The 19,435-nt window shown below is 69.5% G+C and carries 16 protein-coding genes and 1 pseudogene; 8 read left to right on the top strand and 9 right to left on the bottom strand.

Annotation, left to right across the window (positions count from 1 at the left end; genetic code table 11):
- Positions 1-2,050 precede the first annotated feature (2,050 nt).
- The 3 genes from ACFMQL_RS15315 to ACFMQL_RS15305 all read right to left on the bottom strand — a co-directional run bounded on the left by ACFMQL_RS15315 (position 2,051) and on the right by ACFMQL_RS15305 (position 3,326).
- The gene (locus tag ACFMQL_RS15315) at positions 2,051-2,470 is read right to left on the bottom strand and encodes an Rv3654c family TadE-like protein (RefSeq protein WP_364062104.1); all 420 of its coding nucleotides are present in this window, start codon (positions 2,468-2,470) and stop codon (positions 2,051-2,053) included.
- Positions 2,467-2,766: a TadE family type IV pilus minor pilin gene (locus ACFMQL_RS15310; protein ID WP_378785943.1), complete on the bottom strand. Its 300-nt coding sequence runs from the start codon at positions 2,764-2,766 to the stop codon at positions 2,467-2,469. Before ACFMQL_RS15310 ends, ACFMQL_RS15315 begins: the two co-directional genes overlap by 4 nt.
- 77 nt (positions 2,767-2,843) lie before the next feature.
- Positions 2,844-3,326, bottom strand: a complete 483-nt coding sequence (locus tag ACFMQL_RS15305) for a DUF4244 domain-containing protein (protein ID WP_364062098.1) — start codon at positions 3,324-3,326, stop codon at positions 2,844-2,846.
- Positions 3,327-3,407: 81 nt separating this feature from the next.
- Here ACFMQL_RS15305 and ACFMQL_RS15300 point away from each other — a divergent pair, with 81 nt between their 5' ends.
- The 3 genes from ACFMQL_RS15300 (at position 3,408) to ACFMQL_RS15290 (ending at position 5,320) form a co-directional block, all read left to right on the top strand.
- The gene (locus tag ACFMQL_RS15300; protein ID WP_378785942.1) at positions 3,408-3,590 is read left to right on the top strand and encodes a hypothetical protein; all 183 of its coding nucleotides are present in this window, start codon (positions 3,408-3,410) and stop codon (positions 3,588-3,590) included.
- Positions 3,591-4,136: 546 nt separating this feature from the next.
- Positions 4,137-4,508 carry a VOC family protein gene (locus tag ACFMQL_RS15295; RefSeq protein WP_364062092.1) on the top strand — a complete coding sequence of 124 codons (372 nt, stop codon included), beginning with the start codon at positions 4,137-4,139 and terminating at the stop codon, positions 4,506-4,508.
- The gene (locus tag ACFMQL_RS15290) at positions 4,505-5,320 is read left to right on the top strand and encodes a tyrosine-protein phosphatase (protein ID WP_378785941.1); all 816 of its coding nucleotides are present in this window, start codon (positions 4,505-4,507) and stop codon (positions 5,318-5,320) included. Before ACFMQL_RS15295 ends, ACFMQL_RS15290 begins: the two co-directional genes overlap by 4 nt.
- Positions 5,321-5,435: 115 nt before the next feature.
- Here ACFMQL_RS15290 and ACFMQL_RS15285 read toward each other — a convergent pair whose 3' ends face one another.
- The 5 genes and pseudogenes from ACFMQL_RS15285 to ACFMQL_RS15265 all read right to left on the bottom strand — a co-directional run bounded on the left by ACFMQL_RS15285 (position 5,436) and on the right by ACFMQL_RS15265 (position 12,703).
- Positions 5,436-5,957: a type II secretion system F family protein gene (locus ACFMQL_RS15285; RefSeq protein WP_378785940.1), complete on the bottom strand. Its 522-nt coding sequence runs from the start codon at positions 5,955-5,957 to the stop codon at positions 5,436-5,438.
- 680 nt (positions 5,958-6,637) lie between these two features.
- Positions 6,638-7,351, bottom strand: a complete 714-nt coding sequence (locus ACFMQL_RS15280; RefSeq protein ID WP_378785939.1) for a type II secretion system F family protein — start codon at positions 7,349-7,351, stop codon at positions 6,638-6,640.
- 902 nt (positions 7,352-8,253) lie between these two features.
- Positions 8,254-9,435, bottom strand: a pseudogene (locus ACFMQL_RS15275) (TadA family conjugal transfer-associated ATPase); the annotation flags it as partial.
- A 176-nt stretch (positions 9,436-9,611) separates the two neighbouring features.
- Entirely contained in the window at positions 9,612-10,655 is a 1,044-nt protein-coding gene (gene ssd / locus ACFMQL_RS15270) for a septum site-determining protein Ssd (protein ID WP_364062080.1), read from the bottom strand.
- 1,268 nt (positions 10,656-11,923) lie between these two features.
- Positions 11,924-12,703 (bottom strand): oxidoreductase, encoded by a 780-nt coding sequence (locus tag ACFMQL_RS15265; RefSeq protein WP_364062077.1) that lies wholly within the window; start codon positions 12,701-12,703, stop codon positions 11,924-11,926.
- A gap of 813 nt (positions 12,704-13,516) precedes the next feature.
- Between ACFMQL_RS15265 and acs the strand changes: the two genes are divergently transcribed.
- The 4 genes from acs (at position 13,517) to ACFMQL_RS15245 (ending at position 17,656) form a co-directional block, all read left to right on the top strand.
- Entirely contained in the window at positions 13,517-15,490 is a 1,974-nt protein-coding gene (gene acs / locus ACFMQL_RS15260) for an acetate--CoA ligase (protein ID WP_364062074.1), read from the top strand.
- Positions 15,491-15,863: 373 nt separating this feature from the next.
- Complete coding sequence (locus ACFMQL_RS15255) at positions 15,864-16,289, top strand: phage holin family protein (RefSeq protein WP_378785938.1); 426 nt, start codon at positions 15,864-15,866, stop codon at positions 16,287-16,289.
- 6 nt (positions 16,290-16,295) lie between these two features.
- Positions 16,296-17,216 carry an alpha/beta hydrolase gene (locus ACFMQL_RS15250; protein ID WP_364062068.1) on the top strand — a complete coding sequence of 307 codons (921 nt, stop codon included), beginning with the start codon at positions 16,296-16,298 and terminating at the stop codon, positions 17,214-17,216.
- A complete protein-coding gene (locus ACFMQL_RS15245) occupies positions 17,213-17,656 on the top strand; it encodes a DUF309 domain-containing protein (protein WP_364062065.1) in 444 nt (147 codons plus the stop codon). Before ACFMQL_RS15250 ends, ACFMQL_RS15245 begins: the two co-directional genes overlap by 4 nt.
- On the opposite strand, the gene ACFMQL_RS15240 is transcribed toward ACFMQL_RS15245, so the two are convergent.
- Positions 17,653-18,840, bottom strand: a complete 1,188-nt coding sequence (locus ACFMQL_RS15240) for a MarP family serine protease (protein WP_378785937.1) — start codon at positions 18,838-18,840, stop codon at positions 17,653-17,655. The genes ACFMQL_RS15245 and ACFMQL_RS15240 overlap by 4 nt on opposite strands.
- A 103-nt stretch (positions 18,841-18,943) precedes the next feature.
- Between ACFMQL_RS15240 and ACFMQL_RS15235 the strand changes: the two genes are divergently transcribed.
- The gene (locus ACFMQL_RS15235) at positions 18,944-19,435 is read left to right on the top strand and encodes a HEAT repeat domain-containing protein (RefSeq protein WP_364062059.1); all 492 of its coding nucleotides are present in this window, start codon (positions 18,944-18,946) and stop codon (positions 19,433-19,435) included.

Raw genomic sequence — 19,435 nt, 5'->3', positions numbered from 1 at the left:
TGTCCTCTAGAGAATCGGACACAGGCGGCAAGAAACCCCTATGCCGAACCACCTGCCCCTGAACCACCTGCCCCGAACCATCTGGCCCCGCCGCCCGCACCGCCGAACCATTTGACCCTGCCGAACGATCTGACGCTGCCATCCGCACTGCAGAACCATCTGGCCCTGCCGAACGATCTGACGCTGCCGTCCGCACTGCAGAACCATTCGGCCCTGCCGAACGATCTGACGCTGCCGTCCGCACTGCAGAACCATCTGGCCCTGCCGTCCGCGCTGCCGATGAGGACTCGTGACGGCCACCCATCACCCCCGCAGCCAGAGAGCGCCGTCGAGCCCAGGCACCTGCATGCGCCCCAGCAGTGCCAAGGCGACGCCGACCGCAACGTACAGCCCGTACCGACCGACGCTTCCGAGCGAGGACTCACCCGACGCGGCGTTCATTCCGTCGCTCCGCCCCGCAGCGGAATCCGCTCCGCCCCTGGGCTCGCCCGTGCCCGCATCCGAGCCGTCTTTTCCGCCCCGCCTCACATCGGAGCGAGGGGGAAGGTTCACGTTCCGATCGGCTTCGGGCGTTTCGGGGCGCGTCGCCGATGCGCGGTTCGCCGGCTTGTCCGACGGCTGAGCCTGTGCTTTCCCGGCAGCACGGGCAGCGGGTCCACCTCCGTCGGTCCGTCGTTCCGCGATTGGCGGCCCACCTGTGTCGGCCGACCTCTTCTTCGCCGGCTTGGCGGAGGGCGCGGGCGGGAAGCTGACGTACGCCATCGCCGACTCCCCCGACCCGATCGATCCGCCGCTTCCGTCGCCCCTGAACGCTTCGACCGCGAACCCGACCTTCTTGCCCACCGCCCCGGCCGGCACCGCCAGCTCTGCCCTGTACGAATCCCCGGAGCGAGCACGCACGTTCGACAGGCAACCGCCCCCTGACTCCGGACAGCGTGCTGGACACCTCGTACGACGGAAGGTCCGGCCCTGGCCCCTTGCGCCAGGTCACGAGGACTTTCCTCGTCCACTTTCTGCTGACGTTCACCTCCGTCGGCACCGGGGCGGGTCTGCGCAGAGTGAACGTGCTGCCGGCGTACGTGGTGCCGGTGATCTCGCCCTTGAGGGGAACGGTGAAGGTTCCAGCGGGGGTGTCGCCGGCATCGAAGGTCCCGGAGATCGTCTGATTGCCGCCGCCGGTGCCGATCACTTGGCTGGGCGTGGAGGGCCCCTCGACGTACAGACCCACCTTCAGCTGTATGAGTCCGGCCCGCGCGCAGACCGGCACCGATGAGCTTGTGACCACCTCACCGGCGGGCGGCGAAGTGATCTCCCCGGGAAGGGCCGCCCCGCCCGCCGCGCCCTGCTTGCACGGTGAGGTTGGGTGGGCCTGCGGGCTTGCACGTCACGGCTGCGTGAGCAGGGACGCCGAACGTGAGGAAACCGGCTGCGATCGCTCCTGTGACCGCCACTCTGGCGACTACCGTCACGACGCTTCCCTCCGCCGAGAGCCTCGCGCCGCTCAAGCACCCTCGGGGCGCCCATGGGACGACCGGAAGTGCAGTCCGCCCGGCAGACAACGGTCACCGACCGGGCGTGTAGGGCAGCCAACCGTCGTGGAGCGTCCCGGTGCGTCGCAGCGCCGATGGGCTCACCCCCTCCCGACCAAATCGGCGGCCCGCCCTGCCGAAAGCTGGGTGTGGACGCGGGGAGCTCGTCGTAGCGCAGCACACTGCTGGCCGGGTGAGCTCGGCTCTTGGCAGCGGTGGAACGTCCGTGCCTGGTGGTCCCGCGGCGCTTCTTGCTCACGGTCGCGTCCACAACCTGATGGACTTCCGGGTCGGCGATGCTGAACTCTCGTACGGGCTTGGTGAACTTGAGTCGGGGTTGCCTTGTCATTCCGCGGGCTCGCTGGACGAGCAACAGTGCGGGCTGGTGACCCTGCCGGCTTTCAGGTCGCTACGCAATTTGGTGTTCAGGGGCACGCCCTTCGGGTCGTTGCCAAGGTGCTTCGCGGGCTCGTGGCCTCCCCGCGCCCGTCCCTGGGCTCTGGGCGGGAGGGTGGAGTTGGCTAGTGAGGGTTGTTCGGGGGTGTAGGAGGTGCTGGGCCGGCTCGGGATCTTCCGTTCAGCGTTATCTGGCCTAATAGCGGGAGTGACAGGGGCAGGGTGGTCCAGACGTCGGCTCTGTCATCTGTGATCTTGCACTTGGTCAGCTTGGCGCCGTTCTGGGCGGCGAGTTCGGTGGCCCGGACGCACGCGCCCTCCGGGTCGATCAGGGCGAGCTTGGCCGCTGCCAGAGCGCCGAGGTCGGCGGCGCTGTTGACGCGGTGCTGGGCCACGCGTACGGAGCCGACCGTGGCGAACGCCATGGCGACCGCCATCAGCAGGCCCATGAGGGCCACACCCCAGAGGGTGGCTGATCCGCGTTCCTTGACATTGGTCACTGGGTTCTCCGGTTCGGCTTTCTCCGGTTCGGTAGGGATGGTCATGGCTCGGTGACCGCGGTGGCGGCGGCTGATACCTGGACGGCGGGCAGCGACCCCGCCCAGGGCGGGCGGACTTCGACCGTGACCTGCACCTTGGTGAGGTCGGGGTCGCGGGTAACGGCTATCTCGGCGTTCGGTCTTGTGGCTGCACGGACGTAGTCACGGACCTGATCGAGCGGCTCTCCCCTGGCGGCCGCCCGGGCTGCGGCGCGGGCGGCGTCCACACATTCGAGCTGTACGCCGACCGCTTGGATCGCCCACAGGGCGGCGGCCAGGACGACCATGAGGGCGGGCAGCATCGCGGCGGTTTCGGCGGTGACCGAACCCCGCGATGCCTGCCCGCGAGCGCCTCTACGCGTCCGCGCGAGGCGAAGGATCATTCCTTGGCCGTGTTGAGGGCTCGGTTGATCAGCGACGTCAGCATCTCCTGGACCTCCGAGCTGCTCACCACCTTGAACAGGAGCGCGGCGAACGCGCAGGCCGCGATCGTGCCTACCGCGTACTCGGCGGTGGACATGCCGCGTTCGCGGTTGACGGCCGCGTAATGGAGCCACTGGGCGACGCTGGGCCAGGAACGTCTGGCGGTGCTACGGGTGCGCGTGGACGTCGAGGCTTCTGTTAGTTGGGGTGATCCGCTGCTCTGCGGGTTAGGTGCTGCGGATCGGTGGCTTGTCGGGTGGGGTGCCGCAGTGCTGGTCGAGGACGCGGTTTGGTGGGTGCGGGTTGGGCTGGGCGGCGCGGTGTTGAGCGGCTGGGTGGCTCGTCGCGTGTTGTGCTGTGTGGCTTGACCCGCTTGCCCGAGTCTGGCGGACGGGGTGCGCCTGTGGTGGTCTGGGGTGGCTTTGATGTCGTCTGGCATGGTGGCGGGACTTGGCATCGTGCCTCCAGGTGTTGAGGGCCGGAGTTGTCCGGCGGGGGTTCAAAGGGTGGCGGAGGCGGGGTGGCGGGCGATGGCCCGAGCGGCGTTCTGTGGATGGCCCGCCAGACGGTAAAGGTCTGTGGATCGCCGGTGCTGCGGTTCGCGACGCGGCTCAAGCTGGTGACGATCCGCATGGGGGTCGCGGTGTTCGTCGCGATCCTCATCGGGAGTGACGGTGGTCGCCGCCATCGTCATCGGGAGTGACGGTGGTCGGCGCGATCCTCATCGGGGGTAACGGTGGTCGGCGCGATCCTCATCGGGGGTAACGGTGGTCGGCGCCATCGTCATCGGGGGTAACCGTGGTCGACGTGACGATGGGCATCGCGGGGATGGCCCTTCTCATCTGCCGAGTACGCGTATTCGTCTGCCGGGCATAGGGTGCGGGCGAGGATGCGCTCTTCCGTGCGGGCGGCCAGCGCTCCTTCGCCCGCCCACGAGTTCGCCCGCCCCACGAGTTCGCCCAGTCCCAGGAGTTCGCCCTGCCCACGCATTCGCCCCGCCTACGAGCGGTTCACACAGCTGCGCCCGCCGGTGTACTGCCAGGCCGACGACTACGGACGCCGGCATGCCGCGCCTGCGGTGCCTGTGGCCCGAGGTGTCGTACATCGCTTTGGCGGGCGCTACTCGGGAAGTCCGGCCTCCTGGTGCATGGGGACGTATGGCCCTGGGTGGGCGCGGTGTGGGAGGCGATGAGTTTTTCTTGTTGCCGGGGTCTACAACGGCGACACTCGACTCCCCGTGGAGGGTGACATGGCGCTGGACCTCTTCGTCGGCATTCCCGTTACCGACTACAACGCGGCGCTCTCGTGGTACGAGCGGCTGTTCGGTGAGCCGCCGTCATTCGTGCCGAACGATATCGAGGCGGTGTGGGAGCTCGCGGAGCATCGGTACGTCTACGTCGTCCACGCCCCGGAGCGCGCCGGGAACGCGCTGGTGGTGTCGTTCTCCGACGACCTGGGCGAGCGGGTGGCGGCGATCGCGCGGCGTGGCATCGAGCCCGTCAAGCGTGAAACGTACGAGAACGGCGTCACCAAGGTCATCTACGAAGACCCCGAAGGCAATGAGATCAGCTTCGGTGGCATGGCGGCCGATCAACGTCCAGGTGGCGAAGAACCAAAGTGAGGGCGGCTCTGTCTCATCGATTGGCAGCGGCGGGCGAAGTGCGGTCTTCTCCCCCATTGGTCTCGCCTCTGGGAGGGTCTGTGCGTGGTGGACGGCACGTCGGATGGGAAGGGTGCTTCAACGTACGGGACCTTGGCGGGGTCGCCGTGCGTGGCGGTGGGGCCATCCGCACAGGGGCTCTGATTCGGTCTGATAACCCGGAGCGGCTTACTCCGGAGGGGTGGCGGGCTCTCGTCGATTACGGCGTTCGGACCATCGTCGATCTGCGGAACGAGGATGAGCGCCACGGTGACTTGAATCCTCGGCCCGAGATGCTGACGACCGTTCATGTGCCGTTGGACGACTCCGCGGACACGGCGTTCTGGAACGAGATCTGGGAGAACGAGCTCGACGGGTCTCCGCTCTACTACCGGGTCTTCATCGAGCGGAAGGCGCGGCTGTGCGCCGCTGCCGTCGCGGCCATCGCACGTGCCCGGCCTGGAGGGGTGCTGGTGCACTGCGGGCTCGGGCGGGATCGGACCGGGCTCATCGTCATGCTGGTGCTGGCGCTGGCCGGAGTCGCGCCTGAGGACATCGCCGCTGACTATGAGTTGAGTGCGGCTCGACTGCCTCCCTTGTTCCGGGCCCTTGGTATGGCGGATCAAACTGAGGAGATCCGGCGGATTCTTGCTCGTAAGGGCACTACTGCTCGGGATGCGCTTCTCGACGCGTTGGACGGGCTGGATGTGGAGAAGCATCTGCGGGCAGCGGGGCTTACCGATGGGGATGTGGCTGCGCTTCGTGCACGGCTGATCGGTCTGCCTGACTCTTAGCTCTGCGCTGCACTGCTGGGGCGACTGTCTGGTGCTTGTGCTCCGGGCTCCACCGGCTGGCGCTCGATCCGTCGCTCAACCTCGCTTCCCCCGGCCGGTTGGACGGTTGGCGTGTTCACGGCAGGACGATGGTCGAGGCCAGGCCGGCCACCACTGGGATGATGCCGAGGAGTACGAACGCCGGTAGGAAGCACAGGCCCAGCGGTGCCACTGCTTTCACGCCCACTTTTCTCGCGGCGGCGACCGAGGCTGCTCTGGATGCTTCTCTGGCGTCGTCGGCCAGGCGGGTCAGTACGTCGGCTACTGGGGCGCCGCTCTGAGCGGCTCGGCTCATGGCTCTGGACAGGTTGCCCATCGACGGTTCTTTGGCCAGGTAGGCCCAGGTGGGTTCCGGATCGGCGCCCAGGCGTAGTTGGGTGCTGACCCACATCAGGCGCTCGCCCAAGGGGCCGCCGATTGCGGTCGCGGCGATCTCGGTGGCGGCGCTCACCGGGCGTCCTGCTCGGAGGCAGGCCGTCATCAGGTCGGCGGCGAAGGGGAGGTCGGCGGTGATCCTGCGCTGATCGTCCTTGGAGTGGGATGGGGCTTTGCGGTGTAGGTAGAGGGCCACGGCCGGGGCGATGAGTGCGCCGGCCATCAGGCCCGGGATGCCGCCGATCAGGACTGCGGCGAGCAGTCCCGTGCCTGCTGCCGGGAGGGTCGCTCTCTTCGTGAGGCGGCGCTTGGTGGGCTCCGACCAGGTGGGGTCTGGGGCTGGTGGATGGGCGGGGTCTTGCTCGGGTACGGGGTGGGCGCTGCTCGGTTGTGGGCGTAGGCGGGCGAGGCGTTCAGCGGGTGTCCGTGGGGAGACCCAGAGCCATGCGGACATGGCGGCACACAGGGCTGACAGCAGAGGAAGCATCGGTGGGTCCAGGTTGGGCGGATGGGCGGTAGTCAGCGGTCAAGTGAGCTAGGAGTGTGCGGTTGGGAGTTGTGCTGCTGGGTTGAGAGCTTGAGGTCGCGGGTCGAGCGAGGGCTGGAGGCCATGGGTCCGGCAAGAGGTGAAGGTCGCGGGGTCCGAGCAAGAGCTGCAGGTTGCGGGTCTGGGCAGGGGCTGGAATCGAGGTTTAGGCAGGGCTGGAGATTGAGGTTGGGGCTTCAGGCTTCTGAGGTTGCGCTAGATGTCGGGTCGGCTGGACGTCGCGGGCTGGGGTCAGACCTCCGAAGTTGAGGGCTGGGGTCGAGTCTTGGGCGTTGCGGCTGTGGTCAGGCTTGAGCGTCGCAGGCTCAGGACAAGCTTGAGCGTTACGGGTTGAGCTTCCGTGTTACGGGTTGAGGTCAGGATTGGGCTTGGGTGGCCATGCGGTTGGTCCACAACAGGCCGCAGACGTCCAGGGTCACGCCGGCTACCAGGCACATCAGGCCCGGGATGCTGCCGAACAAGAAGCTCAACGGATGCATGTTGAGCGCGGCGGCCATGAGGAGGCCCAGGGCGGGGAGGATGGCGAGCATCCTGGCCGTGGTGCGGGGACCGGCCAGTTGAGCGGCCACATCCTCGCGGTGGGCTTGGGCGGCTCGTAGGGTCTGCGCCACTCTGTCGATGAGGGCGGCCATGCCCGCGCCCACCGTGGTACCGACCTCCCAGCACGCTGCCAGTTGATGCAGGCCCTCGCCGCCCTGCGGTGGAGCGGCCGCTCTGAGGGCTGCTGAGACGTCACCGCCGTCTCTTGCTGCGGCGATGACAGGGCGGAGGAGGTCGGGGTCGGGGACATCCACTGCGGCTATGGCTCTGGTCGTCGACTCTGCCGGGGTGCGTCCAGCGGAGAGCTCTGCTGACAACGCCTGGCACAGTTCGATGCACGCCTTTCGCCAGGCTTCGGCTCGGCGGGTGGGGCTGGGGCGAGCGAACAGCCTGGACAGCGACGGTCGGGGGCGGTGTGCAGGCTGGTTCGCGGTCAGCAGTCTTGTCAGGCGAGTGGTGGCTGTGGTGGGGGCTGTCCACAGCCAGAGTGCACAGGCTGTAGACAGCGCGGCCAGCAGGGCGTTGATCATCGGCGATTTCCAGATCGTCCCATGGGTGGTGGTCGTCCGCGGGTAGCGGTCGTCCGCGGGTAGTGGTCGTCCGCGGGTAGTGGTCGTCCGCGGGTAGTGCTCGTCCGCGGGTAGTGCTCGTCCGCGGGTAGTGGTCGTCTGCGGGTGGTGGTCGTCTGCGGGTGGTGGTCGTCTGCGGGTGGTGGTCGTCTGCGGGTGGTGGTTACTGCGCCGGTGCGACAGCGGGCCCCGGCGGTATTACCGGTTTCGGCGGAACTGCGCGGTCAGCGACGTGGTCGGCTCAGGAGCCGAGCCGCGCTGCTTCAGCGGGTTGCCCCAACGGTGCGGTCGGTGTCGGTCCGGCCACCGGGCCTCGGTGGGTTGGCCGATGGTGGTGAACCGGGCCGCCTTACAGCGACGGTCTGCGCCGACAGTGCGGTAGCCGCGATCGCGGTAGGCACGGTCGCGGTAGGCGCTGGTTCGGTCGCCCGCTTCGGGGGTGAAGCCGGTGGTGGTGGTGATGCAGGGTGCTGTGAGGCCGTAGTCCGGGGCGGCGGTGCAAAGGGCGGCGAGGGCGTGGGCTGGGGTGCTGGTGCAGGGGGCTGCGAGGGCGTGAGCTGGGGTGCTGGTGCAGGGGGCTGCGAGGGCGTGGGCTGAGGTGGTGGTGCAGGGGGCTGCCAGCGTGTGAGCTGAGGTGGTGGTGCGGCCTGCACCGGTGCCGCTGGTACCGGTGAAGCTGATAGCGGTGCCGCTGGTACGAGCCTGGCTGGTGACCGTGCGGCAGCTTCCCCTGGGCGACATGCGTTCTCCCGCGACGTCACACGCGTTTGTGCCGGATAGGCCGGTTGTGGCTGACCAGCAGTGGCTTGCGATAGCGGAGTTCTTTGTGGCGTTGCTGATGCGGTGGTGGTGGGTCGGTGTTGTGGGGTTTGGGTGCGGGTGGCCAGGGCTTCGTAGGCGGGGCCGGGGTGGGCGGTGCCCTGGGCGGTGAAGGTCAGGGCGGGGATGGATTCGACCAGGCCCGAGGGGGTTCTGGTGAGCAGGCAGATTTCGGCTATGCGCCTTCTGCCGTCTTGGCGGTCACGGGTCAGGTGGATGACAGCGTCCAAGGCGGCGGCCAGCTGGCTGTGGACCGCCTCCCTTGTCAGGCCGGCCGCACAGCCTAGGGCTTCGAGGCGGGGCGGTACGTCGGCCGCCGTGTTGGCGTGGAGGGTGCCGCAGCCGCCCTCGTGGCCTGTGTTGAGCGCGGCCAGGAGATCCACCACTTCCGAGCCCCGCACCTCGCCCACCACCAGGCGGTCAGGGCGCATTCTGAGCGCTTGCCGTACGAGATCGCGCAGGCCCACCTCGCCCGCACCCTCCAGGTTGGGTGGGCGGGTTTCCAGGCGCACCACGTGGGGGTGGAGGGGGCGCAGCTCGGCGGAGTCTTCCACCAGGAGGAGGCGTTCGCCCCGGTCGGCGAGGGAGAGCAGGGCGGAGAGGAGGGTGGTTTTGCCGGTTCCGGTGCCTCCGGTGACGAGGAAGGCGAGTCTCGCGGTGACCATGGCGGTCAGGATCGGGATGGCGGGTGGGGTGATGGTGCCGGCTTGGACGAGGTCGGACAGGGTGAAGGTGCGGCGGGGCGGTAGGCGCAAACTGATGCAGGTGCCGCCGGGGGCCACTGGTGGGAGCACGGCGTGGAGGCGTACTCCCCCTGGGAGGCGGGCGTCCACGTACGGGGAGGCGTCGTCGAGGCGCCTGCCCGCCGCCGTGGCGAGGCGCTGGGCGAGGCGGCGTACGGCTCCGTCGTCGGCGAACGTGATGGCGGTGCGGTGCAGGCCGGCGCCGTCGTCGATCCAGACCTCGCGGGGGCCGTTGACCAGGACGTCCGTCACGTCGGGTCGGGCCAGCAGCGGCTCCAGAGGGCCGGCGCCGATGAGGTCGGCGCACAGGGCACGGGCCACGGCGAGGATCTCGGCGTCCCCGTAGACGGCCTTTTCCGCTCTGAGCGCCACCGCCACCTGAGCCGCGGTCGGCTCGACGCCTGCCCTGGCCAGGCGTACGCGAACGGCCTCCACCAGTTCGGGAGAGACGGACTCAGCAGGAGCGGCCGGGCCACCGTTCATGCGGCCACCAGCGGTGGGAGCGGTACTCATGCCACGGGGAGCGGTCGGGTCAACGGTCATGCGGCCGGGTGCGGGCAAGTCGGCGTTCATGTGGTCGGGAGCAGTCTGTGCGGCGTTCGTGCGGCGGAGAGCAGTTGGGGCGGTGCTCAGGCGGCCTGCGGTGGTCGGGGCGGTGCTCATGCGGGTGGGAGTAGGTCGCGGAGTAGGGACGTGCACAGTGCGCCGAGCACCGTACGGGGGCCCAGTCTGGGGAGCTCGCCCCGATTGAGGGTGGCGGTGAGTCTGGGCTGGTCGGCGAGGGTGCCGGCGGAGGGGATGCCCAAGGAGGAGACGGCCAGGTCTTCGTCCAGCACACCGGGGCGCAGGACGGCGCGGACGTCGAGAGTGTGCTTGCGTACCTCGGAAAGCACCTGGACGGTGGAGAGGATGCCGCGTACGTCGGCAGGCGCCACCGCGAGGGTGGTCTTGGCCCTGGCGAGGGCCTCCGTCGCGGCGGGGTCGAGGTGCCGGGGAAGGTCGACGACCACAACGTCGAACCCCCGCCGGCCCGCTTCCAGGACCGAGCGCATGGCCTGTGCGGGGATCGGGGCGACCTCGCCCCGGTGGAAGGAGAGCACGGCCAGGTCTCCGAACGATGGGAGCGCCGCCTGGAGGGCGCTGGAGCTGATCCTGCCCTCCCGCGCCACCAGATCGCCCCAGCGGGAACCCTTGGCCTCCTCGTGGCCCAGGAGGGCGTCTATGCCTCCGCCCAGCGGGTCGGCGTCTATCAGGAGGGTACGGAGGCGGTCGCCCGAAGCTCGAAGCGCCAGGCAGGCCGCCAGGACGCTCGCGCCCGCCCCTCCCCTGCCGCCGATCACGCAGATGATCGAACCAGATCGAGGGTCGGGCTCCATCGCGTCGGCCAGGCGGTCGACGAGGCGGCGTTCGTCGGCGGGGAGGGTGAGGACGGTCTGCGCTCCTACCGCCACGCATTTTCGCCACGTGTCAGGGTCGTCCGGGGCTCTGGTGACCAGCAGGACCTGGTCGCGGGACGGAGGTGAGGTGGCGGCCACGGCGTCCGCCTGGTCCGCGCCGATGGCGATGAGCGGGGCCAGGTTCCAGAACGGGCGGGCGGCGGCTGGGGCGTGTGCCACGTCCAGCTGGGCTCCGGCGGCGGCCGCTATGCGGACGAGGTCGTCGAGCAGGGCGTGGTCTTCGGTGATGACCAGAGGGCGGTGCATGGTCGGGTCGGCCTCCCGGGTGGTTCTTACGGGTGGTTCTTACGGGTGGTTTCAGGTGGTCTCGGTGGTCTCGGGCGACATCGGGCGATCTCGGGCGACCTCGGGTGGTCTCAGGCGATCTCGGGTGACCGCTCGGGCTGTCTCGGGTGATCGCTCGGGTGATCGCTCGGGTGGTCTCGGGTGGTGCTCGTCGTGGGAGGTCCGAGCTTCGTCGAGCGGGGCGGGGTTGCGTAGGGCCGAACGGGGTTCTGGGGATGGCGGCCTGGCTGGTCTCCCTCTCCTGTGGATGCGTCTGTCCCCTGTGGATGCGTCCGGGCGTGCGGGTGTCCGCAGGCATAGGGGTGTCCGGGGGCATGGCGGTTCCCGCGGCACGGTGGTTCCCGCAGCACGGTGGTTCCCGCAGCACGGCGGTCCTCCGCGGCACGGCGGTTCCCGCGGCACGGAGGTCCTCCGCGGTGGCAGTGGTGGCGGTGCTCGTGCTCGTGCTCGTGAAGACGGTGTCGGTCCCCGCAGGTTGAAGTGTTCTCCGTGGGACCGTGTCGGTCCTGGCGCGGCGGCTCAGGGGCTCCAGGGTGCCCCTCCGTACGAAAGCTCTGGGACGCCCCTCCGTACGAAAGAACGGCTCGGCTCGCGAAAGCGGAAGCGCCGCATCGCTCGGGCGAGCGGGGCGCAGCGCGCGGCGGCAAGGCAGCGGGAAAGGCGTCAGGAGGCCCGAGGAAAAGGGGCGACCCCCGCCGGGGGGAGAGCGGGGGTCGCCTGATCGGTCCGGCTCCGGGGGGGTAGAGCCGGTCCCGTTTCAGAAGAAAGCTTTCATCACTAGACCGGAGCCTGGCAAGGGACTCGCAAAGCCATCCCGAGCAAGACCGCTCCAGTTTCGGGCGATACCACCGTATGCTGCCCGATCCACTCGAGTTTCGTCGAGGAGCAATCTGGAATTTCCGCCAAGTTTTTTCGTCCTGGCATAACGATCACATAAAGATGGTCACGGAGAGTGACCGAACGGCTGGCGCGACCCATGGATGAGTAAAGGTCTTGGGGCCAGGGCTTCCCATCTGCGCGGATTGGACATAGAACGGTGTTACGGACCACCTTGTCCGGGTGCATCGACCGGGTACCCACGCGCGACCAGCCGCGGGAGGCGCGTCGTGACGGGCTTGTCCCGCTCCGACGGAAGAAGGTGCACGCTTGGTAACCCGGTGCGATGCACGGCCGACGGCGTCTCGTGACAGGGACGCCGTCCGCTATGTGCGATCCCCCTTGGTGCCGGATCAGCCCCGCTGCATGGCCTCACAGATTGCAGTCGTCTCGCGAACGCCCAGGCTTACCGCAGAGGCACAGTGCTGTACCCAGGCGGCGACGCCCTCCTTGGTGCCCGTCAGGTACGCCCTGAGCGCGTCCGCGTAGGGCAGCTCCAGATGCCCCACCTCGACCGCCACCAGCGACTTGGGGTCCAGGCCGTACTCGACCAGAGTCAGCCTCCCCGCCGCCCGGGCGACGACGCCGTCGGCCGTGCCGAAGGGGCGCAGCACCGCCAGCTCCCCATGCACCACGGCGGCGAGCACGATCGCGGGGGCCTTCGTGGGGCGTTCAAGCAGCGTGAACAGGGTCTCCATACGGGCCGTCGTGTCCACGACGCCCGGCGCCGGGCCCAGCGAGAGCGGATCCGGGGCCTCGTCCACCGATCGGGGACGTCCCAGGCCCTCCTGGTCGGTCAGGCCGGCGGCGGCCACCGTGTGCAGCCTGGCGAGCACCTGCCTGGGAGCCTTGCGCCAGGTCTGCCCCAGGCGGCCCATCTCGGCCGACGCGCGCAGCGCCCCCTGGACCAGCGGGTCGTGCACCTCGTCGCGGCGCAGGGCGTCGAGGGGTACGTCCGTGCCCTCGATGGCGGCCGACGCACGGGCCCCACGCAGGGACGACTCCGCGGACACCGCCGGGCTGGCGCGGCGCAGGACGCGGTGCCGGTAGAGCCGGTCCACGGCCTGCCGGGCCTCGTCCACCGCCTCGGGCACGCCGGGGAACTGGGCGATGACGGCCAATGGGTCACTCACGTCCCCGACCTTACCTGCGAGTAAGGGGCCTGCAGGACCTCGCGTGGTGCGTTGTGCTCATGTGCAGCCGTACGGACCGGTGGGCGCCACATCATGCAGGCGCGCGGGCACGAACGTGTAGCCGACGCCCGGCCGACGTGTAACTGACGCGTGGCGGGTATGCAGACGTGCATGCGCGCAGGTGCACGCCTCGCGGTGCACATGTGCATCGCCGCTTGTCAGAGGTGCGCGGGAAGCTGGGAGGCTGGCGCAGGAAGCTGGGAGGCTGGCGCGCAGGAAGCTGGGAGGCTGGCGCGCAGGAAGCTGGGAGGCTGGCGCGCAGGAAGCTGGGAGGCAGGTGCGCAGGAAGCCGGGGGTGGGTCGCACCACGATGTGCAGGCGGGCCCTCGGACGGGGGGTTTCCCCTGGTTTCAGTGGGGACATGGGCCAGAGCAAGGCGGGGCGAGGCGGTGCGGACCGGAGTGGCTACCGTTGCGTACGGTAGGCCCATGGGAAGGTCGAACGGGCCCGAGAAACGCCCGCAGAGCGCCCATGACCGACGATCCAGGCATTACCCGCGCCACGCCCGCACCGTTGTCCGGATCCCCGAAAACCACCACAAGGGGGACCCATAAAGGATGTTGATTCCCCGGTCCCCGCATTCTGAAGATTTCAGGATGACAACGTTTCAATAGCGTTTGTCATGCGCGCAGATAACCCGCCGACCCGCCGCGCCGCACGGTACGGACCTGTCTAGACCTCTTGTGTACGGAGGCCGTGAGCTGGTGAAGTGGGACACGAACCTATCCATTCTGGCCATAGAAGGAGCACGAGGTGGCCCCGGAGACCGCTGGTAACGAAACCCAGGCGCTGTCCAACCTGCTGCAGGAGAATCGCCGGTTCGAACCGCCGGCTGACCTGGCGGCGGCCGCGAACGTGACCGAAGCCGCGTACGGCGAGGCCGCAGCGGATCGTCTCGCGTTCTGGGAGCGCGCGGCCGATCGGCTCACCTGGGCCAAGAAGTGGGACAAGACTCTTGAGTGGAACGCGCCGTTCGCGAAGTGGTTCGTGGGCGGTCAGCTGAACGTCGCCTACAACTGCGTGGACCGCCACGTCGAGGAGGGGCGCGGGGACAAGGTCGCCTACTACTGGGAGGGCGAGCCAGAAGGCGACACCCGTACGCTGACCTACAGCGACCTGCAGCGCGAGGTCAGCAAGGCCGCGAACGCGCTGCAAGAGCTGGGCGTCGGCAAGGGCGACCGGGTGGCGATCTACATGCCGATGATCCCCGAGCTGCCCATCGCGATGCTCGCCTGCGCCCGCATCGGGGCGATCCACTCGGTGGTGTTCGGCGGGTTCTCGGCCACGGCGCTGAAGAGCCGGATCGACGACGCCGACGCCAAGGTGGTCATCACGGCCGACGGCGGCTACCGCAGGGGCAAGCCGTCCGCGCTGAAGCCGACGGTGGACGAGGCGGTCGCCGAGTGCCCGCAGGTGGAGCACGTCGTCGTCGTACGGCGTACCGGCCAGGAGATCTCCACCACCGACAAGGACATCTGGTGGCACGACCTGGTGGACCGCCAGAGCGACCAGCACGAGGCGCAGCCGCACGACGCCGAGGACCCCCTGTACATCCTCTACACGAGCGGCACCACCGGCCGGCCGAAGGGCATCCTGCACACGACCGGCGGCTACCTGACCCAGACGGCCTGGACGCACCACGCGGTCTTCGACCTCAAGCCGGAGACCGACATCTACTGGTGCACGGCCGACATCGGCTGGGTGACCGGCCACTCCTACATCGTGTACGGCCCTCTCGCCAACGGCGCCACCAGCGTCATCTACGAGGGCACGCCGGACACCCCGCACCGCGGCCGGTTCTGGGAGATCGTGCAGAAGTACAAGATCACGATCCTCTACACGGCGCCGACGGCGATCAGGACGTTCATGAAGTGGGGCGACGACATCCCCGCCAAGTACGACATGTCCAGCCTGCGCATCCTGGGCTCGGTCGGCGAGCCGATCAACCCCGAGGCGTACGTCTGGTACCGCAAGCACATCGGCGGCGACCGCTGCCCCGTCGTCGACACCTGGTGGCAGACCGAGACCGGCGCCATCATGATCAGCCCGCTGCCCGGCGTCACCGCCGCCAAGCCGGGCGCCGCCATGCGCCCGCTGCCCGGCATCAGCGCCGACGTGGTGGACGACCAGGGCAACAGCGTGCCGGACGGCGGCGGCGGCTTCCTCGTCGTCCGCGAGCCGTGGCCGTCCATGCTCCGTACGATCTGGGGCGACGACCAGCGCTACATCGACACGTACTGGAGCCGCTTCGAAGGCATGTACTTCCCCGGCGACGGCGCCAAGAAGGACGAGGACGGCGACCTGTGGCTGCTGGGCCGCGTGGACGACGTCATGCTCGTCTCCGGCCACAACATCTCCACCACCGAGGTGGAGAGCGCGCTGGTCAGCCACCCGAAGGTGGCCGAGGCCGCGGTGGTCGGCGCGACCGACCCGGTGACCGGCCAGGCCATCGTGTCGTTCGTGATCCTGCGCGGCGGCGCGGAGGAGAGCGAGGACATCGCGACCGAGCTGCGCAACCACGTGGCCAAGACGCTCGGCCCGATCGCCAAGCCGCGCCAGATCCTGGTGGTGCCCGAGCTGCCCAAGACCCGCTCCGGCAAGATCATGCGGCGCCTGCTGCGCGACGTGGCCGAGAACCGCAGCATCGGCGACGTCACCACGCTGGCCGACAGCACGGTGATGGACCTGATCTCGCAGAAGCTCCCGTCCGCCAAGTCCGAGGACTGAGCCTCCTCAGGTTCCACGTGAAACGGCCGCTCCCGGCGCACGCAGCAGCACAGCGCGCGCCGGGCAGCGGCCGTCGCGGTTTCTCAGAACGTCGAACCCCACTGATCAGAACGTCGAACCCCACTGAGGGGGCGAAGCCGCAGCCCGCCGCCCCGAGCGCTATCTTGTCCGATCAGGTAGTTCTGGGAGTGATGGCGGAACCGTGCTCGGTAAGTTCCTCGGCGTGTTCGGCGGCGCCTGGCGGCCCTCGTGGCCCGGCCTGGCGAGACTGTCGAAGGAGCAGGCACGGCGGCGGTGCTGCTTGACACGCGGGTACGCAAGCGTCGCGCTGATGATGTTTGACACGGCCAACCGGCCTCGATAGGAGACGTTCATGCCGCAGACTCCCGAGGAAGAATCGCTGGGCTCGCTGGTCGCCCAGGCGAGCAGTCACATCTCGGCCTTGATCCGCTCGGAGATCGAGCTGGCCAAGGCCGAGTTCAGGTTCGACGCCAAACGGGTGGGCACGGCGGTGGGGATGTTCGCCGGAGCCGCGTTCATGGCGCACCTGTGCCTGATCCTCGCCTCGTTCACGATCGCGTACGCGCTGGCCCAGGTGATGCCGCACTGGCTGGCCTTCCTCATCGTGACGGTGCTGTACTTGCTGGTGGCGGGCCTGGCGGTGCTGTTCGGCGTGCGCCGGCTCAAGGGCCTGGCCGGGATGAAGCGGACCACGAGATCGATCAAGGGGCTGAAGGAGATCGCCACGCCCGACGAGCAGGAGCGGAGCCGGCGCTCGCCCCCGATCGGGAGCCGGTGACCCGCGATGGCACCTGACGAGTCGGTCGTCCACATCGAGGGCCCGTGGACGCACCGCGCGGTGCACGCGGGCGGCACCCGCTTCCACGTGGTCGAGGCGGGCGAAGGCCCGCTGGTGCTGCTGCTGCACGGGTTCCCCCAGTTCTGGTGGACGTGGCGGCACCAGCTCGTGTCGCTGGCGCGGGCGGGTTATCGCGCGGTCGCGGTCGATCTCCGGGGGTACGGCGGCAGCGACAAGCCGCCGCGCGGCTACGACCTGCCGACGCTGGCGACCGACGCGACGGGCCTGATCAGGGCGCTCGGCGAGACCGGCGCGATCGTGGTGGGCCACGACTGGGGCGGGCTGCTGGCCTGGACGATGGCCGTGCTCGACGCCAAGTGCGTGCGCCGCCTGGTCGTGGTCTCGGCCCCGCATCCGCTGCGGCTGCGCAGCGCGCTGGTCACCGACCCGTTCGGTCAGCTCAAGGTCAGCGCGTGGCGGCTGGGCTTCCAGCTTCCGCTGCTGCCGGAGTACCGGCTCACCCGGCGGGACGCGGCGCTGGTGGGGCGGCTGCTCGACACCTGGTCGCGGCCGGGGTGGCCGGGGCCGGATGAGTCGCGTACGTACCGGGAGGCGTTCCGCATCCCCGCCGTGGCGCACTCGGCGCTGGAGTACCACCGCTGGTTCGGCCGCTCGCAGCTGCGCCCCGACGGGCGGCGTTACGCCCGGCTCATGCGTACCGAGATCGAGGCCCCCACGCTGCAGCTGCACGGCGCGCTCGACCCGAGCGTGCTGCCGCGCACGGCGCAGGGGTCGAGCCGCTACGTGGCGGCTCCCTACCGGTGGCGGCTGCTCGAAGGCGCCGGCCACTTCCCCCACGAGGAGATCCCCGACGTGTTCGACACCGAGTTGCTCGGTTGGCTGAACGACCCGGAGCCCGACCGATGAGAGACCGCGATCCCGACGGCAGGCCGCGTAACGCCAGGCCGCGCGACGCGTACGGCCGGCCGCTGCCCTACGGCTCGCAGGGCATGCCGCGCGTCCCCGACGACTACGCCCCCACCACCGAGCAGGCCCTGGCCGACGGCCGCCGCTTCCTTGAGCAGGGCCTGCCGTTCAACGCGCACGAGGTGTTCGAGGGCCGCTGGAAGTGCGCGCCCGACGACGAGCGTGACCTGTGGCAGGGGCTCGCGCAGATCTGCGTCGGGCTGACGCATCTGCAGCGGGGCAACGGGCGCGGCGCGGTGACGTTGTTCAGCAGGGGCGCGGCCAAGACGCAGTCGTACGGCGGCGCGTACGACGAGGTCGGCAAGGCGGCCTCGAACCTGACCCAGGACAGCGACCCCGGCGCGGCCATCGCGCTGATCCTGGCCAAGCTGCCCCGTTAGTCGCACTTACGGGTGCTGGCGGGCGTGGTGTCGTTGCGGCCGGCCGCCGCGTCGGGGGCGACCTCCTCGGCCGTCAGCACGTAGCCGGTCTGCTCCTCGTTGATGGCGGCGGCGAAGATCACGCCGTAGACCTTGCCCTCGGGGGTGAGCAGCGGGCCGCCGGAGTTGCCCGGCAGCACCTGGCCGCGGATCACGTAGACCTTCCGCCTGACCGTGGTGTCGCGGTAGATGTCGGGGCCCTCGGCGTCGAGCTGGCCGCCGATCCTGGCGGGCTCGGCGGTGAAGCCCTTGCCCTTGGGGAAGCCGGCGACGATGGCGCTGTCGCCGCGCGAGCCGTCGCCGTCGAAGGCGAGCTGGGGCAGGTCGAGGCCGGGCACGTAGAGGATGGCGATGTCGCGGCGCGGGTTGTAGCGGACGACGGTGGCGGTGTGGCGGTTGTCGGAGGCGTCGATGACCTCGAGGTTGCGGGTCACGCCGGCCACGACGTGGGCGTTGGTCATGATGCGGCCGGGCGCGTAGACGAAGCCGGTGCCCTCGATGTGCTTGTTGCAGCTTTCGGCGTTGCCCTGCACCTTGACGATGGCGCGGCGGGCGCGCCGCAGCTCGGCGCCCTGCAGCACGCTCTGGTCGGGCGGCTGCACGTCGATGAGCCAGGCGCCGATCGCGTCGAAGACCGGCGGGAACTCCGAGCGGTCGATGAACTTCTTGAACGGCTGCTGCCAATTGCGCGCGGCCTGCGGGATGGCGTCGTCGACGGTGGTCAGCAGCGCGGAGTTCTTCACCTGGTCGACGAGCGGGGTGAAGGACGTGGAGACGATGAGCGAGCCGATCAGCCAGGCGATGACCAGCACCGACAGCGCGCTGGCGAACGTGCCGCCGACCGCGTCGGCCACCTTGGCCGGCTCCCACGTGACGTGGCTGCGGACGACGGCCCCGAGCGTGGACGAGGCGAACTGCCCGATCGTCGCCGCGAGGAACACGATCACGATGGCCAGCAGCGCCTGCGGGGTGTCGCCATCGACCAGGGCCTTGGCGATGGGAGGCGCGATGAACACGCCGAGCACGGCGCCGCCCACGAACCCCACGAAACTCATCGCCCCGATGATGAAGCCCTGGCGGTAACCCGAGACGCCGAAGGCGATCACCAGGCCGATCAGAATGAGGTCAAGCAGATCACCGCGCACGCTTCAAAGCTAACCAGCAAGTGGGTCAAGTGTGCACGTGTTCGATCAGGATGGCGTCACCCCGCTGGCTACCTTGAGCGGTATGCCGCCGGACGGGGGAACAGTGCGCGAACTCATCCAGGCAGCTCTGCGTGACACCGATCCCGATGGGGCCCTGCGCTGGCACGTGATCTCGTTGCTGCGCGAACGGGGCGACCTGGAGTCGTTCATCGAGGCCAGGCGGCTGTGCGCCGCCGACAGCGTCGCCGAACGGTTGCTCGGCGTGGACATCATGGGCCAGTTGCGCCCCTTCGTGGACCGTACGCTTCCCGTGCTGCGCTATCTGGCGGCCAGCGAGGACGACGCGATGGTGCTGTACTCGGTGCTGATCGCCTTCGGGCACCTGGCGGACCCGCGCTCGCTCCCGTCGGTGATCGAGCTGGCGGCGCACGATGATCCCAGGGTGCGGTACGGCGCCGCGTACGCGCTGCAGCACGTGCTGGGCGAGCCGCCGGACCGCGCCGGGCTTGAGACGCTGCGGGCGCTCGCCGGCGACGAGGACGCCGACGTGGCCGGCTGGGCGGCCCTGGGCGTGGCGCTCAGGTCGGGAGCCTAG

Source organism: Nonomuraea fastidiosa, from assembly GCF_042751225.1.
In the GTDB taxonomy this organism is placed as follows: Bacteria; Actinomycetota; Actinomycetes; order Streptosporangiales; family Streptosporangiaceae; genus Nonomuraea; species Nonomuraea fastidiosa.
This window is presented reverse-complemented; position numbering and strand designations above follow the sequence as displayed.